This is a genomic window from Aquirufa sp. Wall-65K1 (genome assembly GCF_054558475.1).
Window position 1 is genome coordinate 57,029 of record NZ_JBPXKD010000002.1, and the last position, 21,881, is coordinate 78,909.

Genomic DNA, 21,881 nt, shown 5'->3' on the forward strand with positions numbered 1-21,881 from the left:
TGAAATAAAAATGGCTTGCTTAATCTTTACCCCAGCGCCACTCATTACCCAATTCTAAATCTCTTCTTAGGTTTTGTTTGATGAAGAAATCTCGCGTAGAGTAAAAGTCTAGCCTTTTGGCTGGTATAGTATTCGCATTTGCCAATCCGTACAACAACATCGCTGTATATTTTACGGTATTTTCTAATTCTTTTTTGTTGACCAAATCAAAGGAATCGCAATTTGCATGGTAACAATCCAATACTCGTTTTTCCAAACGTCCTATAGGCGCGCTGGCAGGGATACCTTCCATTAAAAAAGATTGATGGTCTGAATGTAGTCCAGCACTATTGCTAATCTCATTGCCAAATGCAGGGTCAATCGACTTGATTTTATTACCAATATCTTTCAACAAGCTAAGTAATTCATCCCTTCCACCTGCATTGAAACCAGAGACATTATTAGTCATGTCCAAATTGATCATGTAAACTATTTCATCGATTTCACCTGATTTTTTTGCACGTTCAATGTAGGCTTTTGAACCTAGCAAACCCTCTTCTTCCCCCATAAAGGCGACAAATTCAATGGTTCTTTTACTCTTTAGGCCCAAGGCTTTAAAGGTTCTAGCGATATCAATGACTGAAAAGGAACCAATTCCATTGTCAATAGCCCCCGTAGATAAATCCCAAGAATCTAAGTGGCCTCCAATAATGATTTTTTCCTTACGAAATTTTTTATTATCTCCTTTCAAAGTAGCTACTACATTCCGCGCTTTGATAGGTTTACTTACATTATGCATTTCAATTAAACTCAATAAACCAGGTTGCTCTTGCATCCATTTACGAATTTCCATACCGCTTTCCCAACTTACACAAACTGCCGGAATGGATATTAAATTTCCAGTAACGGAGGCGGTTCCTGTTAATAAAATTTGACCTTTAACGGTATTTACAAAAATGACCCCAATGGCCCCATATTGGATAGCCAAAGCTGTTTTTTCTGAACGATGAAGGTTTTTTTGTCCTGGCTTAGGGTCTACTAAACCAATATTCATGACTGCTACTTTGCCTTTGATTTGTTCTTTTTTTGCTTCAAAATCAAGGTCAAGTCCATTTCCCATATCCACCATAGCCCCTGTTATATTGGCTTCCACAGGAGTCATAGCCAATGAAACAACAGGGACCTCTCTGAAATCATCGGATTTGGGAGGGGCAATGGAAAGAGTTACTGTATCTCTAGCCCAGGCCTCCACTTGAAATCCTTGAAATTTGGTATCACGAAATCCGTATTTTTTAAAAAGATTAAAGGCGAATTCTTCAGCCTTTTTCCCTTTTTCACTTCCTGTAAGTCGATGCCCCACAGTTTTACATGCCGTGCCCAAAGAGGAATATGCCAAAGAGTTTTGATCTACTTCATCTTTGATTCGTTTAAAAACCGACTCTAAACTTTCCTCTCCACCCAATGATGGACTGAAACCAAATGAAGTAATTAAGAAAATAAAGACCAATATGGATAATATACTTCTCTTCATGGATTAGTTTAAATAGGATGAGAGTTTACGATTCAGAAATTTACTTTTTTTTGAGCAAAATAACAATTCAACTCCTTAGGTTTTTATGTATTTTGAGTGGATTTAAGGAAGTAAGCATTCCGTGCTTCCTGGCTTTTTTAACAGTTTACACCAAAACTCTTTTTCTTTCTCAGGAATGGCCTTACCTCCGTAAAAGTTTTTTACTCTAGTTACTGCCTGCTCGACTAATTTTTTATCCAAATCAATCAAAACCTCGAGGTAGATAAAACGTGCCGCAATTTGCTGCGGTTTTAATCCAATAGCTTGTAAACCACTCTTTAATTTTTGTAGTCTTTCGGGGCTAAAAGACCTTGCCCTACTACTGTATAAGCTTGTCATGATGGTATTTTCGGCCGTCTGCTTGACCTCCATACTGTCATATTTACTTTCATAGTTTTTAATGTGGGTAATGAAATGTTGGAACAAGGCATTTTCTTCATCCATCATGACCTTTTGGATCAATAGAAAGCTAGTTTGGCTTTCAAATTCCTCAGGTTTTATCATTTTAACCAAGTCATTCACTAATCCCACATTTTTCATGGTATCTAAACTCAAGCGAGTGAAATAGGCGGCGGAAATCATGTTTTCTTTATTTCTTTCGCCTGCTAAGTAGCGCTCCAACAATTGAGATTGGTTTTTTAAAGGATTTTTGGCAGCATCCAATAATTGAATAATACCATTCACCGAATTGGTGGCTTCTCCAACTGGTTCAATGTTCCATACTTTTCCTTGGGGAGAAAAGACAATAAAAGAAGGAGTAGATGGAATAAAGATTTTTCGAGAACGTAAAAAGGCATTATTTTCTCGTTTGCTTAAATCCAATTGATAGGCATGAAAATTCAAATCCAAATATGTCTTGATGGCAGGCTGACCTAAGGTTTTATCGTAGGCAATGCAATGCGAGCATGAAGGTAAAAAAGCTTCAAAAAAGATGGGTTTATTTTCCTTTTCTGCCTTTTTGAAAATTTCCTCCATAGGAATAATCGGTCGGAAAGACTTATTCTGATCAATTTTCTGTGCCCAAGTAGGGGCTGAAATGCTCAAACAAGCGAAAAGTATCAAAAAGGACAGGCGCATATTGGAATATTTTTCTTCAAAAATACATTATCCCGCCCAATTTTCTCTATCTAAATTTCGGTAGGTAATTGCCTCGGCGATGTGTTCCGTTTTAATTTGCTCAGACATAGCCAAATCAGCGATTGTTCGAGCTACTTTTCTTATTTTATCAAAGGCCCTAGCTGAAAGTTGTAATTTATCCATTGCTACAGACAGCAATTGCTGCGATGATTCATCCAGTTGGCAATATTCATTGACTTGCGAACTTGTCATCATGGCATTCGAATGTATTTTCGGAAATGGGATAAATCGATTTTGTTGAATTTTTCTAGCTTCTATAACTCTTTTTCGAACATGCTCACTGGGCTCCGCGGCACGTCCTGTACTCATTTCTTCAAATTGCACCGGTACTATTTCAATGTGCATGTCGATCCGATCGAGTAAAGGACCCGAAATTCGATTTAAATAGCGTTGCACTTGACCTGGCCCGCAAACACAATCTTTATTTGGATGATTGTAATAGCCACATGGACAAGGATTCATACTAGCGACCAGCATAAAATTGGCTGGGAATTCCAATGACCATTTGGCTCGAGAGATAAAGACTTTTCGATCTTCTAAGGGCTGGCGCATTACCTCCAAAGCATTTCGATTAAATTCAGGAAGTTCATCCAGAAACAACACGCCATGATGGGCTAATGAAATTTCTCCTGGTTGAGGAAATGAACCCCCACCCACCAAGGCCGCATTGGAAATCGTATGGTGTGGACTTCTGAAAGGTCGATGAGTTAGTAATGAATGCTTTCCCATTAATTTTCCTGCTACTGAATGTATTTTGGTGACTTCTAGGGCCTCAGGTAATGAAAAAGGAGGGAGGATTGTTGGAAGTCTTTTGGCTAACATGGTTTTACCAGCTCCAGGAGGACCAATCATGATGAGGTTATGGCCCCCAGCTGCTGCAATTTCAAAGGCCCTTTTTACCCCCTCTTGACCTTGAACCTGAGAAAAATCAATATCAAATAAATCGGGCGATTGGCTAAATAAAGCTTGCACGTCTACTTGGGTAGGAGCGAGCTTAATTTTATTTCGAAGGAATTGAACTGTTTCCCTCAAGTGGCTTAATCCAAATACTTCAATGCCTTCAACCATAGCGGCTTCAATGGCATTTTCCTCCGGTAAAATAAGTTTAGTGATGCCTCTGCTTTTAGCTTCTAAGGCAATGGGTAGTGCACCTTTGATTGGCCTAATGGTTCCATCTAGTGCTAATTCGCCCATGATGACGTATTCTTCCAATCCTTTTAATTCCACTTGCTCTGATGCCACTAAAATAGAGAGAGCGATAGGCAAATCATAGGCAGAGCCCTCCTTGCGGATATCAGCAGGGGCTAAATTAATGATGACCTTTCTCCTTGGGAAAAAAAATCCTGTGTTTTTCAATGCAGATTCTACCCGCTGAATCGATTCTTTGATGGTTGAATCAGGAAGACCTACCAAATAGCATTTACTTCCTTGTCCTACATGTGTTTCTATGGTAATGAGGTTGGCAGATACCCCAAATACAGCGCACCCATACGTTTTAGCTAACATCGTTTTTTGTTAGGAAAATTAATGGGAAAAGTAATGCAACTTAATCAGTTAGTTGGACTTTGCTTTCATTTACCAAGAGCTTGATTTTTTTGCCAAATACCAAGGGAAAATTTTGGGCTATGTGTCCAGAAGGAAATTCAAATGCAATGGGATATGAAGTCCCAGCGGTATGGTCTAAAATAATTTGATTGAGATTTTTACCTACACTAAGGCCAGCTTCTTTACAATCACTAAATCCTCCTACCAATAAACCAGCTAAATGGTGTAACAATCCAGCTCTTTTTAATTGCAATACCATGCGGTCAATATGGTATAAATTTTCACCGACATCTTCTAGTAATAATATCTTGTTGCTGAATTCGGCTAAGCTGGTGCTACCAATGAGGTGAACGATGAGTGATAAATTCCCACCAATTATGACAGCTTCTGCCTGGCCTATTCTATTATCGGCTTCGGCATCAATCTCGATATGGGTTTTTCCTTCAAAAAGTAAAGTGCGGAGATTTTCCAAAGCCTCATCTCCACCCACTTGGCAGAAATTATGTGGCATGGGTCCATGAATGCTGGCTATTTGTAAATTAGCCACATGATTCAGGATGGCAGTAATGTCTGAAAAGCCAACAATCCATTTTGGATTTTTTACAAATAAATCAAAGTTTAATTGATCTATAATGCGACTAGAACCATATCCTCCCCGTATGGGGAAAATCGCTTTAATGGATGCGTCATCCAAAGCCAATTGAAAATCACTGCGTCTTTCTTCGTCGCTTCCACCAAATCCAAAATAATGAGATAGGGCGTGCGGCGCTAGTCGGACTTTTAAACCCCAAGACTCTAAAACTTCCACTCCTTGCTTCCACTGGTCACTCTTTGGATGAGACGCAGGGGATACCAAAATCACTTCATCGCCAGGATGTAATAGAGGTGGAGTTTTCATAATTATTAGAATGGTAGACAAATATGAATTATTTTTCTTTTCAACCCAAGGTTTAATTTTCGTATTATTGCAAAAAGAATCCTTTTTTGACTACTTTAAACACAAATATAAGCCTAGACATGGTACATCCATGTTACAATCCTCATGCTGGATGGGCAGAGGATTTGATAGGTCATTATGCCCTTTTTATGTCAAAAATTCCTCAAGGGCTAATGGTAGCTGTTTATGTGGTGGATGATGGGAGTAAGCATGGGGTGTATGAGGAAGACATTAAGAAATTACAGGAATCTATCCCTCATTTTACATTTATTAAATTAAGTCAAAATTTAGGAAAGGGTGGAGCCTTAAGGCACGCGATTAAACAATGTCAAGGTGATTTAGTCATTTACACAGATGCAGATTATCCCTACAAAATGGAGAATGCTTGGGAAATGTGTCGAAGATTAGCAGAAGGTAAGGTAGATGTTGTAGTTGGTGTTCGAGATGAGCAATATTACGATCAATTACCCTTTTGGAGAAAAATATTTTCCCTATCCCTAAAATTGATGAACTATTTGTTTTTCCCAGGATTAAAAGTGAAGGACACACAATCAGGGCTAAAAGGATTTAATACCAAGGGTAAAGAATTGTTTTTGAAAACTAAGATTGCCGCATTCCTCTTTGATATGGAATTTTTGGTATTAGTGTCCAAACAAAAAGATATACAAATGGAGTGGATTTATGTCCAGGTGCGAGAAGGAATTCATTTTTCAACCATGAAGCCTAAAACGATACTTACGGAATTAATCAATTTTGCCTCCATTTTAATCCGAGGATTCTTCTCTAAATGAAATCAAGCCCAGCCATACTTTTGACAATTGATGTAGAAGAATGTGATATTCCTCTAGAATATGGCTACGAAATTGGCTTAGAAGAGCAATTGGCTCAATCCAGAAAAGGTTTGGAACAATTCATGCAGGTTATTTCAGATACCCATGTGCCCTGCACCATATTTTGCACGGGAGTTTATGCACAGCATCATCCAGAGTGGATAAAAGATCTTGATGCTTCACATGAATTGGCGTCCCATGGATTTTATCATAGTAAGTTTGACCCAAAAACAGATTTGTTGGCTTCCCGTTTACTTTTGGAAGAATTAAGTGCTAGAAAAGTAATAGGTTTTAGAATGGCCAGAATGCAACATGTGGAGGAGGCAGATATTTTACAAGCGGGCTACCAATATCATTCTTCGTTAAACCCAACTTGGATTCCCGGAAGGTATAATCATTTAAAAGCTTCGAAGCTACCATTTTTTGAAAAGGGACTTTGGAATATACCTGCTTCAGTAAGCCCTAATTTTAGAATACCACTGTTTTGGTTGGCTTTTAAAAACTTCCCATTGTTTGTTTTTAAGCAACTCTGTAAGGATACATTAAAGAAGCATGGTTTTCTCAATTTATATTTTCATCCTTGGGAGTTTGCGGATTTGTCTAAATATCCTTTACCCGCTCATGTGAGTCGAGGTTCTCAAGGGGAATTAGTAGCCAAATTGAAATCGTTGATTTTATATCTCCAAAAGGAAGGATTGGGAGAGTTCATGACGATGCAAAAATTTGTAAAGCAATTGGAAAATGGAAAATAAGCCAGCTTTTTATGCTCGTTACGAGTTTTTATTGGGTCTATGGTTATTGGCAGGTCTTTTTACAGGCATCAAGCAGTATTACCAAGGAGAGCTTCATTCGCATATCAACAATTTTATAATTTTCAAATCGAGCTATGGACACTTTTTGCAAAGAATACCTTTGTACTTGGAATACCCTAAGGAATACTTCGATTTATATCTATATGGCCCCATTTTCGCCATTTTGATGGCACCATTTGCCTTTTTACCTACGGTAGTAAGTGTGAGTGTTTGGAATATGGTCAATGCATTGGTGCTTTTTCTGGCAGTTTGGAATTTGCCCTTGGACGAAAAAAAACGAGTGGCTATTGCTTGGATTATCTTGAATTCCACCATGACGGCACTGCTGAATACGCAATTTCATCCCCTGTGTATAGCCCTGATTCTTTGGAGCTATATCTGCATCAATCGAGGGCAAGATTCTTGGGCTGCCTTGTGGATTGTGTTGGGAATTTGCATCAAGCTGTACGGAATAGTAGGCTTAGCTTTTTTCTTTTTTTCTAAAAATCCGCTTCGTTTGGCAGGATATTTGATTTTTTGGATGTTACTGATTTTGATTATCCCCTTGATTTTGGGAGGTTGGGATTATGGCTTGTCTACTTATTGGGGTTGGAAAGAAGTATTGGCACATAAAAATGACCTAAATGTCGACATCAAGAACTTACGTACAGATGTATGCGTGATGGGAATGATTCGTCGCTGGACGGGAGACGGAAGCCTATCCAATTTATGGTTTTTACTACCCTCTATGCTAGTAAATCTGCTGGTGTTTTTTCAGATAAGCAAATGGAAGGATCTGGCATTTCAGCTGAGGATGGTGGCCTTTGTGAGCATTTATCTTATGTTAGCGAGTACCGGTACAGAATCTCCGACGCTGATTATGGCCTTTCCAGGGGTCGGTATTTGGTTTGTTTTGGGAGAAAAAAGCAAAGCCAGATGGACCTTATTGGTATTTACTTTGTTGATTTCGAGTTTTTCACCAACGGATTTATTTCCTACCTGGTTGAGAAATGAATGGATAAATCCTTTGGGCTTAATGATTTTGCCTTTATTCATGGTTTGGCTCTCAATTGTCTGGGATTTAGTCAGGCAAGAGCCTAAAGAAACACTACATCCTTAATTAAATCAGATTTAGCGTGTTTATTGATGAGGTCAATCATTTTTTCTTTGGCCATCATCAGCTCCTTTTTAAGAGGTGCTGAATTGATTTGAACAAATAATTTTTGTTGGTGAACATAGACTTTTTGGGTACGGGCAGCAATGGGTTTCCCCATGATTTCCTCCCAGTGTGCACTAACGAACGTTTCTTGGTATTTCCCCTGTATTTGATACACCTTGAGCATGGACTCAATTACCTCTTTTAAAGAATGACTAGATTCCTTGCGTGTAGAGGGTTTGAGGCGTTTTGGATAAAAGGGAGAATCCATGTGATAAAAGGTTGTTTTAGTGTTTAAAGTTAGAATTTTTATGGGGGACTTTCATTGAATTTGGGGTTTAAATTAATTTTTTTTCATTTTTTTTTAATTTTTTAATTCTCGAAAAAGTACCTAATAAAGTGACATATTTAGTTTAAAATATCAGGATAGTACAATAGGCACTTGGGTGATATGAAAAAAATGAGAACTTTTTAGATAAACCCGTGTAAAAATTAATTAAGAATTGCATTACTTTTGCCTTTACTGAAAAAAACAGCGGACGCTTAGAAATCTATGAAAACTGCTACGTTGTATTTTCGCGAGTTTTATTTTTAAATAATTCTTTAACCCCAAATTACCAAACTAATGAGTACACAACAACCAAAGCCAGCTGCTAAGCCAGCTGCACCCCAAAAAAAATCTGGCGGAATTCCAGCAGGTTTAATTCTTGTCATCCTATTTGTCATTGCATTATTGATTTTCCAATTCATTATGGGTGATGGCTCTCACTTCGAAGGTGGAACCAATGAAGGACACCCAATTCCAGGCGATTACTTTGGTATCGTGTACAAAGGTGGTGTGATTGTGCCCGTGTTAATGACTTGTTTCTTGACAGCTTTAACATTCTCAATTGAGCGTTTAGTTACAATTGGTAAAGCAAAAGGAACTGGTGATGTTAATGCATTCGTTCGTGGTATCCAAGCATCTTTAGATAAAGATGATGTTGAAGGTGCTTTGAAAGCTTGCGAAAAACAAAAAGGTTCAGTAGGTAACGTAACTCTTTCTGCTGTTAAGAAGTACAAGCAATTGATTTCTGATGGTTCTTTAGATAAAGAGCAAAAATTATCAGCTTTAAGCAAAGAGGTAGAAGAAGCTACTTCATTGGAATTACCAATGTTGGAGAAAAACTTGACTATCATTGCAACTTTAGCGTCTGTATCAACTTTATTGGGTCTATTAGGAACGGTAGTTGGTATGATCAAGGCGTTCTCTGCATTAGGTAACTCAGGAGGATCAACAGATGCATCTGCTTTGGCAAACGGTATCTCTGAGGCTCTTGTAAATACTGCATTGGGTATTGGTACTTCAGCTATCTGTATCATTGCTTACAACGTTTTCACATCTAAAATTGATGAGTTAACTTATAGCATTGATGAGATTGGTTTGAGCGTTAACCAAAACTATGCTACGCATCACAATTAATATTTGAACCAATGCGAAATGAGTTATTCATTTCGATTTATCATTTTTTTCACCGTTCAAAATAAAAATTGTTATGCCAAAAGTTAAAGCCAAACGACATAGTGTTTCACTCGATATGACAGCGATGTGTGACGTGGCTTTTCTTCTGCTTACGTTCTTCATGTTAACCGCGAAGTTCCGTCCAGAAGAGGCAGTTACGATTACACCACCATCATCTATTTCAGAGAAAGCTCTGAATACGAAGGATGGTATGTTAACCATCAGTGTTTCCAATGAGGGAGGGGTTTATTTGGCAACTGATGATCAAATGGCTAGGGAATTTATGTTAGAGCGCATGGCTAATCGCTATGGAGTTGCTTTGACAGGCGAAATGAAGAAGAACTACATGAGTTCTGAAATCGTCGGATACCCTGCTGGTGCGATGCGTCAGGTGTTGAATATGAAACCTTCAGAAGCTAAGGATAAAGGATTTATTAAGGGTATCCCTATTGATTCATCGAATAATGAATTATCCTATTGGGTTGGATACGCGAAATTATCAAATCCAGAGTTGAAGGTTGCTATCAAAGGAGATCAAAATTCTAGCTACAAAGTATTTGCTGATATTATCGGTACATTACAAGCTCAGAACATTAATATCTTCCAGTTGATTACAGCTCCTGAGAATAAACCAAAATAATTTACATTCTAATTCGAAAAAGAAATGGCAGAAATAGATAGCTCCGGTGGGGGTAAGAAAGGCGGGAAGAAGCGAAGTAAAAAAATGTCAACCAAAATTGACATGACACCTATGGTGGACTTAGGCTTCCTTCTTATCACTTTCTTTATGTTGACGACTACGTTGGCAAAGCCCGTTACCATGCAATTAAACATGCCTGATAAAACGGATACAAAGGAAACATCACCTGTAAAATTATCTGAAACACTTACTGTGTGTCCAGATGAGAACAAGGTGTATTACTACCAAGGTATCCCAACTGAAGCAGGCACCAAGTTAGAGGTGACCGATTATTCTGACACGGGAATCCGTAAAGTTATCGCGGATTTGAAGGCTAAAGTTGGTAGCAACTTTACTCTGGTAATTAAGCCAACAAAAAAAGCAAAATACCGTAATATGGTAGATATGTTGGATGAATGTGCAATTACTAATAATAAGCGTTACGCGCTATTGGAAATTGATCCAGATACTGAAGCCTTAATCAAACGTTCAGGTAAGTAATTAGGTCGAAAGCCTTTTAAATTAATTTTTAAATAACATAAACTATGTCACAAGTAATAAGCCAAGATGCTACATTAGATGACATTATCTTTAAAGATAAGAACCGTGAGTATGGTGCTTTTCTTTTAAGGACGACGTATCCTAAGGTCATCAAGCGGTCTGTATTACTAGGCTCAGCACTTTTTGTTGGTGCATTGTTATTGGCAGCATTCTGGAAACAGTTAACTGCCTCTAATACTGAGAAAACAGAGGTGACAGCCGAAGTAATGAAATTGGACACTCCTCCTCCACAAAAGAAGGTAGAGTTGCCACCGCCACCACCGCCGCCACCACCAAAAGAAATTCCAAAGGTGACGACAACTAAATTCTTACCTCCTGAAATCAAGCATGATGAAGAGGTAACTAAGCCGGAGCCACCACCAGAAGAGGTACGTGGTAATACAGCTAACGAAACAGTAAAAGGTGAAACGGAGAATTACGAACCTCCAGTGGATCCAGATGCTAAAGGAAAAGAAGAGCCAGTTGAGCCGCCAAAACCTGCTGAAGATGAAATCTTTACAGCGGTAGAGCAACAAGCAGAATTCCCTGGTGGACCTGCGGCTTTCGGACGTTTCTTGCAGAAAAACTTAAAGTACCCATCTGCTGCTCAGCGTGCTAACGTAGGCGGTAAAGTATATGTTCAATTCGTAGTTAATACGGATGGTTCTATCCAAGATGTTACTGTATTGAAATCTGTAGGATTTGGTTGCGACGAAGAAGCGGTACGTGTAATTAAGTCTGTACCTAAATGGACCCCTGGTAAACAGTCAGGTCGTGCGGTACGTTCACGATTCACTCAACCGATTACATTCGTACTTTCCGAATAATCGAATTTCCATTCATACTTCAGACCTGCTAAATTTCTTATTTGGCAGGTCTGATTGTTTAACCATTATCCGTTTTAATCATGGCACGTCCTGTTGCAGTTTGGATTAACGTCTTTTTTCGTTTTTTTGCCGCAATTGCTTATTTTTTATTAGGCTATTACATTGGATTCTGGTCTGAATTCCATTTAGGTATTTTGATGGATATGCCAACCACATTTTGGTTGGGTATATTGTTCATGCTGTACGGATTATTTCGTATTTGGCGTGCTTTTTTATATGTTAGTGAAACAAAAGATCCAGATTATGGCAATTATGAAGATTAAATCAATTGGGCTTTGCTTGTTACTATTAGCCCCTATTTTTTCTTGTAACAAATCCAAGGAAAATAAATTTTCTGATGGCCCAGCTCAAGGGGAAATCTCAGTAGCTGTTGATGAATCATTTCAACCTTTGTTGTTGGCTGAAAAAACCGCCTTTGAAAATAATTACCACTTTGCTAAAATTAATTTTGATTTCCATGCAGAAAATGAGGCCATCGCCGATTTGCTGAATGAGAAAGTGCGTGCTGTAGTAGTTACCCGTGATTTGACAGAAAAGGAAAAGGAAATATTTACTAGGGAAAAAGTAACTTACCGCAGTTATAATTTTGCGGCTGATGGGCTTGCTTTGTTAGTACATCCTCAAAATGTGGATACCTTAATTGCCTTGCCTGCATTAAAATCATTGTTGACAGGAGAGAATAAAACTTGGGAGTCTTTAGGAGCTAAAGGCATCCGAGGTGAAGTTGCGCTCGTAGTAGATAAAGCTAATTCCAGTAATATTAAATTTTTGGTCGACAAGTTTGGCCTAGATACCAATAAACCACTACCCATATTTGCTGCAGGTTCCAATAAAGCAGTTATTGAATACGTTAAATCTCATAAAAATGCCCTTGGAATCATTGGCTCCAATTGGATTAGCGATGGAGATAATCCAACATCTTTGGGTTTTATTCGTTCTGTCAATGTGATGTCCGTCGGCGAAAAAAATAGTCATAATGCGGGGGATTTTTATCAACCCTTTGGCTATAATTTGGCATTGAAAAAATACCCGTTACGTAGAGATGTGAAAATTATTCTGAAAGAGTCACACATGGGATTGGGTACTGGATTTGTTAATTATGTGTGTGGAGATATGGGCCAGCTGATTGTTTTGAAGGCTGGATTAATCCCTCTGACCCGACCTATCACGATTAGACAGTATCAAATTAGCCAATAGGACATATTTAATTGACATTGTCTAATAAAATATTGAAGAATTATAATTAATTTTGTAGTTCGTAAAAAACTAAACTTTTACGATATTTTATTGAATTATTTCAATTTAAGGCCTGATAATTATTAAGAATCGCAATTAATTTAAATTAACAATGAAGAAAATGAAATCGTGGATACTGGGTTTGGGATTATTAGTATCCAATGTGGCCTTCGGGCAAACAATCCAAGATGGTTTGCATTTTTTAGATCGTCATCAGCCAAGTAGAGCCAAACAGGTATTTGAATCTTTAGTGGCTTCAGCTCCTACTGGTGAGAACTACTATTTCCTAGGCTATTATTACTTGAATCTTCGTGATTGGGATAATGCGAAAGCCGCCTTTGAAAAAGGTAAAGCAGCTGATCCTAAAAACTATTTGAATCAAGTAGGTTTAGCATCTATTTTGGTAGGTCAAAATAATGTGACTGCAGCCAAGGTTGAATTTGATCGTATTATCAAAGAGACCAAAGAAAAAAATCCAGATGTATTGCACCGTATCGCTGAGGCTTACGAGATGTTTTATGTCTTAGGTAAAGAAGATAGCTTCAATGCTAATAACAATGATCCAGCGGAGGCTATTCGTCTGATTGATTTAATTCAAGAGAAAACGAAAAAGGTACCTAGCCCGGCGCAATACATTGTTAAAGGAGATGCTTACTTAATTAAGAATGATGGTGGTAATGCTGTTACCGCTTATGAGCAAGCTTTATTGCAAGATCCTAGAAATGTTAAGGCAAAAGTGAAGATTGGTACTGTGTATTTACGTGGTAAAAACTACAAAGAAACACAAGCTCGTTACAAAGAGGCTATTGATTTAGACTCTAACTTTGCTCCAGCTCACCGTCGTTATGGTGAATATTTAATCGTAGGTAACCAGTACAAAAACGCATCTCGTTATTTCAGAAAGTATTTAGAAAAGGCAGAAGCTACTCCTGAGGTTACCTTAGAAACGGCCAAATTATTATTCCTTTCTAAGGACTATGAAGGAGCTATGAAGTTTACTGATGAGGCTGACAAGAAAGGGGTAAAAGACAATGACATTTACCGTATGCGTGGATATGCTAACGTGGAAATGGGTAATTTCCAACAAGGTATTGAAAACCTTGATGGTATGGTGAAAAAGGGTGTTAAGCCTTATTTTATGGATGATTTGTATTTTGGAAAAGGATATCAAGGTTTAGGTAAAGATTCTATTGCCTTAATTTATCTTGAGAGAGCTGCTCCATTAGATACTAATAACAATGTGTATTCTATCATCCACGATGTTCGTTACAAGCAAAAAAGATATGCAGATGCTGCTAAGGCAGGATTAGGAAGTATCGATTGGAAGAAGAAGAAAAATCAAACTGTAGGTTCTGGTGATTATTTTAAAGTTGCTATGGATCTTTATTTGACTTCTGCTTACATGGATCGTGCAGATACATTAGGTCGTCCGGCTATGGCTATGAGAGCTGATTCAATGTTTGCTAAAGCGATTGAGATTAATGACAAATGGCCCCCATTCTATATTAATCGTGCTCGTGCCAATAACTTCATCGACTACACAGGTACTAAATGGTTAGGTGCTCCTTACTACGAGAAGTTTTTAGCTTCAGTAGAGCAACAAAAAGCTGAAAAAAGTACTCAGTACAAAGAAGATAAAAACCAATTATTTGAGGCACTTAAATTCTTAGGTGGTTATCATTTATCGGTTACCAAAGATGAAGCTAAAGTAAAAGAGTTATTTACAAAAGCTCAGGAGATCAAACCAGATGATCCAGATATTAAAGCCTATTTCAATCCTGCTCCAGCTGCACCAGCTGCCGCACCGAAGAAATAAATGAAATAAAAAGCTGCTTCATGCAGCTTTTTATTTTTAACACGATCAACAATTAATTTAAACACATTATGTCATACGCAATTGTTACCGGCGCTAGCAAGGGAATAGGAAAAGAAATAGCTTTGGAATTAGCTGCCAGAGGATATCATTTATTGTTAATAGCCCGAAATGCCCAAGAGCTACATCAAGTTAGCGATGAAATCAAGTCGAAATTTTCCCTCGATGTTGATTATTTGCCATTGGATTTATCTCAGACTGGTGCTTTGTCTCAGCTCTATGAATGGGTACTAGAAAAACAAGTTGATGTACGGATATTAGTCAATAATGCAGGCTATGGTTTAGTGGGTGCTTTTGAATCTTATTCTTGGGAAGAAAATCAACAAATGATGCAGGTTAATATGAATGCATTGACGGAAGCATGTTATCGATTTTTCCCACTATTACAAGGTAAGGGCCAAGCCTATATATTAAATATTGCAAGCTCCACGGCTTACCAAGCTATTCCTTTGATGAGCTTGTATGCCGCCAGTAAGGTATTTGTGTTAAATTTTTCTCGTGGCTTATACCATGAATGGAAATCTAAAGGAATTCAAGTTACTGTGGTTAGCCCAGGCGCCACTTCTACGAATTTCAATGACCGAGCTAATTTACAGGCTAAGGCTAGAAAGGCAGCAGAAAAGGTTGTCATGACGCCCAAGGATGTAGCTCGTCTGGCTGTGGAAGGCTTATTTGCCCATAAGCCTGAGGTAATTACAGGTTTTATCAATAAACTGGGTGCCACTTTAGCGTGGTTGATGCCTAAATCCTTAAGCGAGAAAGTAGCTAAAGGAATTTATGAATAGGTTCATATTCATCTAGTGAATTAGATTATGCGTGGCCCCTGAGGGGCCACGCATATTTTATGGGCATGTTGGTGGATGATTAAGGACTAATAATGATTAATTTATCTTTACTGAAATTTGGGGCAATGATTCTTAATATATAGGTTCCAGCAGGAATTTTAGGTAGTTGTACCGTAATCGGTTGTGAGCTTGCTGGAAGTTGGTAAGCAATGATTTCATTTCCTAAGAAATCGAAAATATAAGCCGAGGCATCGGAGATATCTTCCAGTAGTTCTAATTGTAATAATCCATTTTTATTAGGATTGGGAAATACCGAAAATCCTTGAAAAAATTCGGGTATGGTCATACTGATTTTTTGAAAGGGAGAATAGCAAATGATGCTTTTTGTCGCTGAAAGGTCAAATTGTTTTAGTGCCCTAACCTCATAAAGCCCCGCTTCTCGTGCTTTTATGATGGAAGCGAAATCGTGTAAAAGTTGTTGATCTTTTTTCCATTCATAGCGGTCTGGCTGATCAATATTGATAGCCTCAAGGAAATAAACCCCGTTCTTTTTAATGGCGGGTATTAATGGGTTTTCTCTTCGGTAAGTTTGAATTTCTTCACTTCTATTTGACCAGCATCCATATTGATTGCGGGTTTTTAGCCAATAACTTCCAGAGTCAGTGATTTTAATTCGATCGCTTGTATCACCATTTTTCCACTTATAGGCATGAGCTGTACTACTTATTAATTCAATGCTTTCCCCAGAACAAAATTGCCTAGAGGGTATCGCCTGTATAATAGGGCTAGGTTCTTCTGGATAAAAATAGGTATGTACAGAATCACTTGGGATGGACCAACACCCAAATTGATTTTGTACTTTCAGCCAATACCATCCAGGTTTACGTACCTCGTTTATTGGCAATGAATTACCTGTATTCCATTGATAGTTAGTGAAATGGGAAGGTACTTGTAGTTGAATGGAATCACCTTGACAAAATCCCAAGGATGGAGATGCTAAAATGCTTGGTGGCTTGGGGTTTTCATGTACCATAATTTGAAAAGGGTCTGACCAATCAGACCAACATTGTTGGTCTTGACTAATTTGAACTTGGAATTCAAATGGGCCAGGTTTTTGGGCTAGAAAACTAATACTTTTATTTCTTTCGCCATTTTTCCATCGGACATGAGGATAATCCTGACTTATGGACAAGAGACTTGTATCTTGAAGGCAAAGCGATATTTTAGTAGCAATAATTTGGGTAGCAGGTGGGGCAATTCGGACGATGAGATCTATTGGCTCACTTCGGTAAAAGCAAGTTCCTTTCTGAATAATTGCCTGGTATTGTCCTTGTTCTAATTCTTGATGTAAAATAAAGGCTTCCGAAAAAAAATGGCCTTCCTTTTCCCAGCCAATGAATTGATTTTTGTACAAATGATCAATTTCAATCTGAGCTATTTGGCCTTGACAAACATAGGCATCAAAATTTTTGATAATCGGAATACTAGGTTTTTTTAAGACGGGGATTCTTACGTTAATGGTATTACTATTGGGGTCAGAGCAGCGGATTTGGACAAAAAGTTCATAACGGGCATCTACAATCCATTCGGCACCCTGTGCACGCATTTGTTCTGGCCCATATTGATTAAAATACATGACATTTCCCGGGCAGCCTTGGACCTGTATTTTGTAAGCATCCTGTTGGCACAATGGCTCCATGGTATAAGAAATCTCATGCCAAACTGGGATTGGAGGCTCCAAATTTTCGTCCATTTTCTCCTCTGAAATAGGATTGCTAGGATCCTTTGGGTCTATATTTTGTTCAGGGAGGACTATCGTTGTACTATCTGAGGGAAGAGTAGGAGTGATGAGGCTATCTTTTGGAAGACTAATGACTTGATTTTCCCATTGAATGTAAACGGAGTCTTTGGCAATACAATTCGATTGATCTTTGATTTGGACGGTAACAAAACCTGAAGAGCGAAATGGGCCAAAGATGGGATTACTTTCAAGTAAGCCACTCGACGGTGTATTATTGCTGGTAGACCAACTAAAAATATAAGGAGGATTGCCTCGAATCGCCGTAGAATATTGTTTAGTATCATATAATTCATCACCTTTTATATGTTTGTTTTCACCTGCATCTGCTACCAGAGCTGGGGCAATATTCACTCGAATTACTGTTTTGGGACTTTCGCATTCATTGATTTTTTGAGAAACCCATCGAGTAATCTCTAGGTTCTCTTGGCCAGTATTTGTTGTTTGAGATACAAGAATAGTGGTAGCTGTGCTTATTGGACTTTTGTCTGAGGAATTGAGGTACCATAAATTATTACTTCCGCCGGAAGCTTTGAAGGTAATCGGAGTGCCACTACATACTTGAGATGGTGTCCCAAGATTTCGCGGAGCCTCAGGAATAGGGAATCCTTGAGCATAGGTACCCGTAGATGCAAGACTCTCACAGCCATTTTTAAAACAAGTAGCTTTAAATAGCTGGGGTGATTTATCCACACTTGGTATGATAATTCGAGCACCTTCTCCTATTTTTTGTCCTTGTTCATTGTACCAAAAGGTACTGTAAGGGGAGCAACCTGTTGAATTAACGGCTACAGGGCTATCGACACAACCTTTATAAAGATTGGAAGCATGCGAGGGAATAGGTGCATTTTTTATTTGTAAGCTTACTTCTGATGAAGTTCTAGGGCAAGTAGGGGTTTGATTTTCATTATTAATGGAGCCGTCATTATCATTATTGGCACTGATCGCAAAATGAATTCGAACTTTAATTTTTTGACTATTCCATGCCATTTGGGCCTTAGAAATCACAAGGTCTTTCGTCTTGGTTCCACTGAAATTAGCGTCATCCACCAGATCTTCAAATGGACCTCCATTAATTGAACGCGTCCATTGGTATTGTTGAACCTGACTTAAAGAGGAGCTAGGGATCTGTGGACTTAAGGTCCCGTTGCCTCTTTCGCAAATACTTGGGTTAAGGATAGATGTTATGCTGTGTAAGCTTATGCTTGCTTCTTGAGAATAAACCTGGCATGATTTCTTGCTTACCTTTACGCGATATAGGGTACCAGAAGGATGAAGAGTACCTCCACTAGGATTGATTTGATAATTGGCACTACTAGCCCCAGAAATTGCGGTGAATTGGCTGTCATTGGGCCTTTTCTTTTCCCATTGAAAGGTATCCCCATCGCTTTTTACGATCATTCGGATACTATTTCCTTCACAATCTGTTTGAGAAGAAGGTTGGGTTTGAATAATAGGACATTGGCCACATGTTTCCCAAACAATGAACCAATATAGGATAAGAATAAAGTACCTTTTCATTTTGAACTCATCATGGTTGAGTTCAAAACAGTTGAATTAATCTGAAGCGATAAAGCCTAGATGGCCTTAGTCCATGGAATTATAAAATCCTTGGCAAAAAAAATACGCAAGCTGTTGTATGTCAGCAGCTTGCGTAAATATCATAAGTTTGGTAATTAAATATCGCAGATTTTAACTGCTTGTTCCAATGAAGCCATTTTATCGGCACGAGCAGGAATGAACTCCTGACCGATAAAGCCTTTATATCCCGTATCATAAATGGCTTTAATGATAGCTGAATAATTTAATTCTTGGCTTTCATCTATTTCATTTCTTCCTGGCACACCACCGGTGTGGTAATGAGAAATATATTGATGATGCTTTTTAATGGTTGCAATTACATCTCCTTCCATGATTTGCATGTGGTAGATGTCGTACAATAATTTAAATTTATCTGACCCTACCATTTCGCAAAGGACAGCTCCCCATTCTGTATGGTCACACTGATAATCTTTGTGATTTACTTTGGAGTTTAATAATTCCATCGAGATAGTCACATCGTGACGCTCTGCGGTTTTCATGATGCGCTGAAGGCCTTTTTTGCAATTCAACAATCCTTGTTCATCACTTATCCCGTCTCTGTTTCCAGAAAAGGTAATTAGGTTTTTAACACCAGCTTTAGCTGCTCGAGGGATTAAATCCTCATAAAAAGCTACTAATTGGTCATGGTTTTTTACCTTATTGAAAAAATTAGGCAATCCCATTCCATCCGGATATTTACCCCAACCAATAGCGGCTGTCATATCGTGTTTTTTCAAAATGTCCCATTCATCTGGGCCAGTAAGTTCGATGGACTGCAAACCGATTTTTTTCGCATTAACCACTAATTCCTCAAAAGGAATGGATTGATAACACCAACGGCATGCCGAGTGATTTACTTTACCTTTTAATTCCGCTCCTACTTGGGTATCAGCTTCTTTAAATCGGTGTTCCATGGAATTACCCAAGAAACCTAGACCTGCCAATCCTGCGGAATTCTTGATGACATCTCTTCTTGTAAATGTAGTTTTCATTGTAATGGTTTTTCTTTTTAAATATGTTTAGCCTCTCCAAGTACCAATTAATAAACCTGTTTCTTCTAAGACTTTTAAATTATAATTCAAGGCAATTTTTTTGTATTTGACTAAATCCACAATGGTTCCAATCAGCAACAAACCTCCCGTAAAAAAATAGAGGAGTCCTAATCCAATTCGATTGGTGACAAATCGTTGAATGCCCGCAAAGCCTACAAAACCCATTAGGGTGCACAAAAGAATCAATAAGGTATCTCTTCTTCTGGCTAAGTAAATACCCAAAAATTGCTCTTGTTGACTATCACTTAAATCTTGCAATTTTTGTTTCACAGCAATCATTTCCTCCAATTCAAATTGAGAAATTAAAGGCAAAAATTTAGGGTTCATAAGCTTGGCTTTAAGGTAGGGTTGTTAAGAAATTGGAAACAAAGTATTTGGACCAATCCAAGATTAATTGTGGAAATATACCGAAAAGGATGCTTAATATACCAAGGCTGAATAAACTAAATATTTCTAAACGAGTTAAATCTGTCAAATTCCAAGAAGAATTAAATAAATGAGTCTTGCCTAAATAGATTTTTTGGAATGTCCAAAGGAAATATCCCGCTCCCAATAAGATACCAAAGGCCCCTAAAATAGCCCAAGCTGGATGTATGTAAGGGCTGGTAAATGCTCCTAGAAGACTGAAAAATTCTCCTATAAATCCGGAGAATCCAGGTAAACCTAAAGAAGCAAAAATGGCTATTCCTGAAATGATGGTGAATTGGGGCATCAAGCTTGCAATTCCCGAGTAATGATCTATTTGACGATCATGAGTTCTTTCATATAAAACCCCAACTACTAGAAACAAAAGAGAAGAAAGGATACCATGAGATATTAATTGGTAAATAGCTCCTTGCCACCCTTCCGCTTGAAAGGAGGCTAATCCCAGCAGGACAAAACCCATGTGAGATACGGATGAGTAGGCGACGAGTTTTTTTAAATCACTCATAGCTAGGGCATTGTATGCCCCATATATGATGGAAATGGCACCTAAGGCAGCCAAGATATTGGCCGATTCCAGCGCTTCTTTAGGGAAGAAGGGGATTGCTGTTCTCAACCAACCATAAGCTCCAATTTTTAAAAGTACCCCGGCTAATATAACGGAAATGGGTGTTGGTGCTTCAACGTGGGCATCTGGAAGCCAGGTATGCAAAGGAACCATGGGTAGTTTGATGGCAAAACCAATGAATAAAAGCCAAAATCCCCAAGTTCTGGCACTAAGCCCATTCAGTAACCAACCTGAATTTGGATGTAAAATGCTACTAGTTTGACAATTATTCACATCACTTAAGGCTTGCATATCAAAACTATGAACCAAATCAAAGGAACTAATTTCTTTATTGGATAGGGCCGATTGTATATTTTTTAATGCTTCCAAATCAAAATTTTGACCTTCTTGAATCAAGTTAAGGTGTCTAGCTGTTTCATACGGATCGATGTAGGCCAAACTGATGCCTAGCATGACGATGAGAATAAAAAGAGAGCCGATTAAGGTATATAGAAAGAACTTAATGGAAGCATAATTTTTACGAGGACCACCCCAAATACCAATGAGAAAATACATGGGTAATAGCATAAACTCAAAAAATACATAAAATAGGAAGAGGTCGCGCGATAAAAAGCAACCCATTAAGGCGGCATTTAACAATAATACTAAAGAAAAATAGGCTCCTTTCTTCTCTTGAATCGTGTGGGAATTGATAATGGCCAAAAACGATATAAAACCAGTTAAGGCAATTAATAAAAAGCTTAATCCATCTAAGCCTAAAGAATATTTGATGACAAATTCACCTAATGATCCTAGTGGCAATTGAATCCATGTAAGCTCCTCTGTCCATTGAAATGAAGTGGCTGATTGGTCAAAATTCGTGCCTGCATACAAAAGGGCAAACAATTGAATGACAGATATGCCGGTGGCCCAATGTTTAATTCCATTTTCCCATTTCAGCAGGGCTGCAACTATGGAGCCAAGTAGGGGTAAAAGAATAATAAATGATAAAAGCGGTAAACCCATTATTTCAT

The 21,881-nt window shown here is 38.2% G+C and carries 20 protein-coding genes; 11 read left to right on the forward strand and 9 right to left on the reverse strand.

Annotation, left to right across the window (positions count from 1 at the left end):
- Window positions 1–19: 19 nt before the first annotated feature.
- From ACST15_RS03590 to ACST15_RS03605, 4 genes are all read right to left on the reverse strand, one after another.
- Window positions 20–1,510 (reverse strand): M20/M25/M40 family metallo-hydrolase, encoded by a 1,491-nt coding sequence (locus tag ACST15_RS03590; protein WP_459453278.1) that lies wholly within the window; start codon window positions 1,508–1,510, stop codon window positions 20–22.
- A 102-nt stretch (window positions 1,511–1,612) separates the two neighbouring features.
- Complete coding sequence (locus ACST15_RS03595) at window positions 1,613–2,626, reverse strand: hypothetical protein (protein ID WP_459453279.1); 1,014 nt, start codon at window positions 2,624–2,626, stop codon at window positions 1,613–1,615.
- 27 nt (window positions 2,627–2,653) lie between these two features.
- Window positions 2,654–4,192, reverse strand: coding sequence for a YifB family Mg chelatase-like AAA ATPase (locus tag ACST15_RS03600; protein WP_459453280.1), 1,539 nt, complete (start codon window positions 4,190–4,192; stop codon window positions 2,654–2,656).
- A gap of 40 nt (window positions 4,193–4,232) precedes the next feature.
- A complete protein-coding gene (locus tag ACST15_RS03605; RefSeq protein ID WP_459453281.1) occupies window positions 4,233–5,129 on the reverse strand; it encodes a S66 peptidase family protein in 897 nt (298 codons plus the stop codon).
- Window positions 5,130–5,248: 119 nt separating this feature from the next.
- Here ACST15_RS03605 and ACST15_RS03610 point away from each other — a divergent pair, with 119 nt between their 5' ends.
- From ACST15_RS03610 to ACST15_RS03620, 3 genes are read left to right on the forward strand one after another with little or no spacing between them, the layout of a single operon-like run.
- Window positions 5,249–5,959: a glycosyltransferase family 2 protein gene (locus ACST15_RS03610; RefSeq protein ID WP_459453282.1), complete on the forward strand. Its 711-nt coding sequence runs from the start codon at window positions 5,249–5,251 to the stop codon at window positions 5,957–5,959.
- Window positions 5,956–6,750, forward strand: coding sequence for a polysaccharide deacetylase family protein (locus ACST15_RS03615; protein ID WP_459453283.1), 795 nt, complete (start codon window positions 5,956–5,958; stop codon window positions 6,748–6,750). The genes ACST15_RS03610 and ACST15_RS03615 overlap by 4 nt, the downstream gene beginning before the upstream one ends.
- Window positions 6,740–7,909: a glycosyltransferase family 87 protein gene (locus tag ACST15_RS03620; RefSeq protein ID WP_459453284.1), complete on the forward strand. Its 1,170-nt coding sequence runs from the start codon at window positions 6,740–6,742 to the stop codon at window positions 7,907–7,909. Before ACST15_RS03615 ends, ACST15_RS03620 begins: the two co-directional genes overlap by 11 nt.
- Here ACST15_RS03620 and ACST15_RS03625 read toward each other — a convergent pair.
- On the reverse strand, window positions 7,887–8,216 hold the full coding sequence (locus ACST15_RS03625) for a DciA family protein (protein ID WP_459453285.1): 330 nt from the start codon (window positions 8,214–8,216) through the stop codon (window positions 7,887–7,889). The genes ACST15_RS03620 and ACST15_RS03625 overlap by 23 nt on opposite strands.
- 354 nt (window positions 8,217–8,570) lie before the next feature.
- Here ACST15_RS03625 and ACST15_RS03630 point away from each other — a divergent pair, with 354 nt between their 5' ends.
- From ACST15_RS03630 to ACST15_RS03665, 8 genes are all read left to right on the forward strand, one after another.
- Window positions 8,571–9,407 (forward strand): MotA/TolQ/ExbB proton channel family protein, encoded by an 837-nt coding sequence (locus ACST15_RS03630; protein WP_459453286.1) that lies wholly within the window; start codon window positions 8,571–8,573, stop codon window positions 9,405–9,407.
- Between the two features lie 73 nt (window positions 9,408–9,480).
- On the forward strand, window positions 9,481–10,086 hold the full coding sequence (locus ACST15_RS03635; RefSeq protein WP_459453287.1) for an ExbD/TolR family protein: 606 nt from the start codon (window positions 9,481–9,483) through the stop codon (window positions 10,084–10,086).
- A 24-nt stretch (window positions 10,087–10,110) separates the two neighbouring features.
- Window positions 10,111–10,626: an ExbD/TolR family protein gene (locus ACST15_RS03640; protein WP_109324017.1), complete on the forward strand. Its 516-nt coding sequence runs from the start codon at window positions 10,111–10,113 to the stop codon at window positions 10,624–10,626.
- Between the two features lie 200 nt (window positions 10,627–10,826).
- Window positions 10,827–11,492 (forward strand): energy transducer TonB, encoded by a 666-nt coding sequence (locus ACST15_RS03645; RefSeq protein ID WP_459453288.1) that lies wholly within the window; start codon window positions 10,827–10,829, stop codon window positions 11,490–11,492.
- An 80-nt stretch (window positions 11,493–11,572) separates the two neighbouring features.
- Window positions 11,573–11,815 (forward strand): hypothetical protein, encoded by a 243-nt coding sequence (locus tag ACST15_RS03650; protein WP_459453289.1) that lies wholly within the window; start codon window positions 11,573–11,575, stop codon window positions 11,813–11,815.
- Window positions 11,805–12,749: a PstS family phosphate ABC transporter substrate-binding protein gene (locus tag ACST15_RS03655; RefSeq protein ID WP_459453290.1), complete on the forward strand. Its 945-nt coding sequence runs from the start codon at window positions 11,805–11,807 to the stop codon at window positions 12,747–12,749. The genes ACST15_RS03650 and ACST15_RS03655 overlap by 11 nt, the downstream gene beginning before the upstream one ends.
- A gap of 160 nt (window positions 12,750–12,909) precedes the next feature.
- Entirely contained in the window at window positions 12,910–14,604 is a 1,695-nt protein-coding gene (locus tag ACST15_RS03660) for a tetratricopeptide repeat protein (protein ID WP_459453291.1), read from the forward strand.
- A 68-nt stretch (window positions 14,605–14,672) separates the two neighbouring features.
- Window positions 14,673–15,446 (forward strand): SDR family NAD(P)-dependent oxidoreductase, encoded by a 774-nt coding sequence (locus ACST15_RS03665; protein ID WP_459453292.1) that lies wholly within the window; start codon window positions 14,673–14,675, stop codon window positions 15,444–15,446.
- Between the two features lie 79 nt (window positions 15,447–15,525).
- Here the strand turns inward: ACST15_RS03665 and ACST15_RS03670 are convergent, their stop codons facing one another.
- The 4 genes from ACST15_RS03670 to ACST15_RS03685 all read right to left on the reverse strand — a co-directional run bounded on the left by ACST15_RS03670 (window position 15,526) and on the right by ACST15_RS03685 (window position 21,873).
- The gene (locus tag ACST15_RS03670; RefSeq protein ID WP_459453293.1) at window positions 15,526–18,765 is read right to left on the reverse strand and encodes a T9SS type A sorting domain-containing protein; all 3,240 of its coding nucleotides are present in this window, start codon (window positions 18,763–18,765) and stop codon (window positions 15,526–15,528) included.
- A gap of 155 nt (window positions 18,766–18,920) precedes the next feature.
- A complete protein-coding gene (locus tag ACST15_RS03675) occupies window positions 18,921–19,817 on the reverse strand; it encodes a hydroxypyruvate isomerase family protein (RefSeq protein ID WP_459453294.1) in 897 nt (298 codons plus the stop codon).
- Between the two features lie 27 nt (window positions 19,818–19,844).
- Window positions 19,845–20,204: an NINE protein gene (locus ACST15_RS03680; RefSeq protein WP_459453295.1), complete on the reverse strand. Its 360-nt coding sequence runs from the start codon at window positions 20,202–20,204 to the stop codon at window positions 19,845–19,847.
- A 10-nt stretch (window positions 20,205–20,214) separates the two neighbouring features.
- Window positions 20,215–21,873 carry a complex I subunit 4 family protein gene (locus tag ACST15_RS03685; RefSeq protein WP_459453296.1) on the reverse strand — a complete coding sequence of 553 codons (1,659 nt, stop codon included), beginning with the start codon at window positions 21,871–21,873 and terminating at the stop codon, window positions 20,215–20,217.
- Window positions 21,874–21,881 lie beyond the last annotated feature (8 nt).

Coding starts and splice junctions, on each gene's coding strand:
- ACST15_RS03610 (WP_459453282.1), top strand. CDS start 5,249: ATGGTACATCCATGTTACAATCCTCATGCTGGATGGGCAGAGGATTTG.
- ACST15_RS03685 (WP_459453296.1), bottom strand. CDS start 21,873: ATGGGTTTACCGCTTTTATCATTTATTATTCTTTTACCCCTACTTGGC.
- ACST15_RS03660 (WP_459453291.1), top strand. CDS start 12,910: ATGAAATCGTGGATACTGGGTTTGGGATTATTAGTATCCAATGTGGCC.
- ACST15_RS03620 (WP_459453284.1), top strand. CDS start 6,740: ATGGAAAATAAGCCAGCTTTTTATGCTCGTTACGAGTTTTTATTGGGT.
- ACST15_RS03650 (WP_459453289.1), top strand. CDS start 11,573: ATGGCACGTCCTGTTGCAGTTTGGATTAACGTCTTTTTTCGTTTTTTT.
- ACST15_RS03655 (WP_459453290.1), top strand. CDS start 11,805: ATGAAGATTAAATCAATTGGGCTTTGCTTGTTACTATTAGCCCCTATT.
- ACST15_RS03640 (WP_109324017.1), top strand. CDS start 10,111: ATGGCAGAAATAGATAGCTCCGGTGGGGGTAAGAAAGGCGGGAAGAAG.
- ACST15_RS03590 (WP_459453278.1), bottom strand. CDS start 1,510: ATGAAGAGAAGTATATTATCCATATTGGTCTTTATTTTCTTAATTACT.
- ACST15_RS03600 (WP_459453280.1), bottom strand. CDS start 4,192: ATGTTAGCTAAAACGTATGGGTGCGCTGTATTTGGGGTATCTGCCAAC.
- ACST15_RS03670 (WP_459453293.1), bottom strand. CDS start 18,765: ATGAAAAGGTACTTTATTCTTATCCTATATTGGTTCATTGTTTGGGAA.
- ACST15_RS03595 (WP_459453279.1), bottom strand. CDS start 2,626: ATGCGCCTGTCCTTTTTGATACTTTTCGCTTGTTTGAGCATTTCAGCC.
- ACST15_RS03675 (WP_459453294.1), bottom strand. CDS start 19,817: ATGAAAACTACATTTACAAGAAGAGATGTCATCAAGAATTCCGCAGGA.
- ACST15_RS03630 (WP_459453286.1), top strand. CDS start 8,571: ATGAGTACACAACAACCAAAGCCAGCTGCTAAGCCAGCTGCACCCCAA.
- ACST15_RS03605 (WP_459453281.1), bottom strand. CDS start 5,129: ATGAAAACTCCACCTCTATTACATCCTGGCGATGAAGTGATTTTGGTA.
- ACST15_RS03615 (WP_459453283.1), top strand. CDS start 5,956: ATGAAATCAAGCCCAGCCATACTTTTGACAATTGATGTAGAAGAATGT.
- ACST15_RS03680 (WP_459453295.1), bottom strand. CDS start 20,204: ATGAACCCTAAATTTTTGCCTTTAATTTCTCAATTTGAATTGGAGGAA.
- ACST15_RS03635 (WP_459453287.1), top strand. CDS start 9,481: ATGCCAAAAGTTAAAGCCAAACGACATAGTGTTTCACTCGATATGACA.
- ACST15_RS03665 (WP_459453292.1), top strand. CDS start 14,673: ATGTCATACGCAATTGTTACCGGCGCTAGCAAGGGAATAGGAAAAGAA.
- ACST15_RS03625 (WP_459453285.1), bottom strand. CDS start 8,216: ATGGATTCTCCCTTTTATCCAAAACGCCTCAAACCCTCTACACGCAAG.